A 1,707-nucleotide genomic window follows, 5' to 3' on the forward strand; every position below is an offset into this window, starting at 1 on the left:
GAGTACGCCGGATGGGTTTGGGCGCTGGTCGATGTCGATGTAACGCGCTTTGAAGGCAAGGCCGAGAAGATCAACATCACGCTGCCCCGTCGCCTCTTGGCAAAAATCGATGACTACGCCAAGGCGCACGGTTGCACCCGTTCGGGTTTTCTGGCGGAGGCTGCCCGTGCGGCCATGCACTGAAGCCACAACAGCCCTACCCCCGCAGCCTAGCCTCGGCCGCCTGCTCCAGGTACACCCAATCCACAATCGCCTCGTTCGGGGTGTAGCCGGGCACCAGGTGCTGCATTTGCAGCCGGATGGTGGGCACGTCGTTGTGCTGCAGGGCCAGGTCGAGTTCGGCTAGGCGGGTTTCTAGCTGCGCCCAGGGCAGAAACTCCTCTTGCGCTTTCATGATGCGCGGGTGCAGCGTGGGGCTGGGGTTGTGGCCTAGCAGCAGCTCTTCGTACAGCTTTTCGCCGGGGCGCAGGCCGCTGAGCCAGCCATGCCCGTGCCCGATGATGCCGCCGCCAGCGCCTGCAGGGCCATTTCGGCCAAGCGTTTGCTGGCACCCATGAGGTTGGTGGGTCGCACGGCTTTGTCGGTGCTCCCCTGGCTCAAGAAGTCCTTGGGGTGAGGTCGGGCGCACTTACACCTTGGGCACCATGTGCTCTAGGTGGCGTTGCTTCATTCGTTCGTTCAATTCCCTTTGAACGTAATCGGCGATCGATTTCTTGCTCTGCTGCAGCGAGGCGATTTCTGATGGCGTCAATTGATTTAAAGCCAACCAAGTATGATGCTTCGTTGGCTGTGAGTTCGCTTGGCTCGATGCCAAAGATTTCGGTAAATTCATTTTCAAACCGCTCCTTGATCAGCCTGACAAACTTTTTTTCAGGCAATAGCCCTTGGGCGCGACCAGCGTTGGCCAAGACTACCACATCCACCACACTGCCGCCATGCACCTAAATGTAGTTATTCAACTCTGCCAGCGTTCCGCCCAAGTTGGTGACGTCATCGACAAGCACGTACCTTGCATCGGCAAGCACCGCACCTTCAAACTGGGCCCGAGCCGCCATGCGCTCCATCGGGTCAGCCCCAGTGTGATACACGCGGTCCGTCTGAACGATGCCAGTATCCACCCGTCCTTGAAACAGGGCTGCACAAACCGCCGCCAGCGTTTGCGGTATGGCGTTGTCGCCCGTGGCTTCCTGAGCATGTGGTGCCACATACACGAGCCCAGGGGTAAAACGATTGCGGTGCTCGTGCAGCCAGGCAACGGCCACGTCCAGCACCAGCTCCAGCGCCGCATGCGGATCACCCGCCTTGGCCAGCTTGTAGGCCGTATGCGCCTTGAGCGCGCTGTCTTGCCTGAACAAGGCCAGTGGCGCAATGTTCGGCGCAAACCCCTTAGAGCGAATCACAGTTTAAAACCTTGCAGGGCACCGTATCGACCCCCGCGACCGAAATTGGGGTCAGAACAAGGTGTTCGCCGAGATTATCCAGTCCGCCGTTCACCTGAGCCAGTCCTTCGGCAAGCTCAGGATGATCGGGGGCTTGCTGTGGCTTCAGAGAAAACCGTGGTCTGACACCGTTTTCGCCCTAACACCGTTTTCGCCCTCGGCTTGAAGATCCCGCAGTGGTTATAATAACCACCGTGAACAGCAGGCAAGTCATCAAGATGCTCGAAGCCGACGGCTGGGAATTGCGCCATGTGAAGGGAAGCCACCA

The 1,707-nt window shown here is 59.2% G+C and carries 3 protein-coding genes and 1 pseudogene; 1 reads left to right on the forward strand and 3 read right to left on the reverse strand.

All coding sequences use genetic code 11. The annotated features are described in order from the left end of the window. A partial coding sequence (locus tag SRAH_RS05925; protein ID WP_029462432.1) for a type II toxin-antitoxin system HicB family antitoxin occupies positions 1–183 on the forward strand: 183 nt, incomplete at its 5' end. 13 nt (positions 184–196) lie between these two features. Here the strand turns inward: SRAH_RS05925 and SRAH_RS13245 are convergent. The 3 genes and pseudogenes from SRAH_RS13245 to SRAH_RS12050 all read right to left on the reverse strand — a co-directional run. Further along, positions 197–588 (reverse strand): annotated as a pseudogene (locus SRAH_RS13245) (polysaccharide biosynthesis protein); the annotation flags it as partial. An 8-nt stretch (positions 589–596) separates the two neighbouring features. Beyond that, positions 597–908, reverse strand: a complete 312-nt coding sequence (locus tag SRAH_RS12615; protein WP_149028935.1) for a hypothetical protein — start codon at positions 906–908, stop codon at positions 597–599. 33 nt (positions 909–941) lie between these two features. Next, the gene (locus SRAH_RS12050; protein WP_149028936.1) at positions 942–1,355 is read right to left on the reverse strand and encodes a hypothetical protein; all 414 of its coding nucleotides are present in this window, start codon (positions 1,353–1,355) and stop codon (positions 942–944) included. Positions 1,356–1,707: the final 352 nt, after the last annotated feature.

This window comes from Serpentinimonas barnesii (genome assembly GCF_000696225.1).
Classification (GTDB): Bacteria; Pseudomonadota; Gammaproteobacteria; order Burkholderiales; family Burkholderiaceae_C; genus Serpentinimonas; species Serpentinimonas barnesii.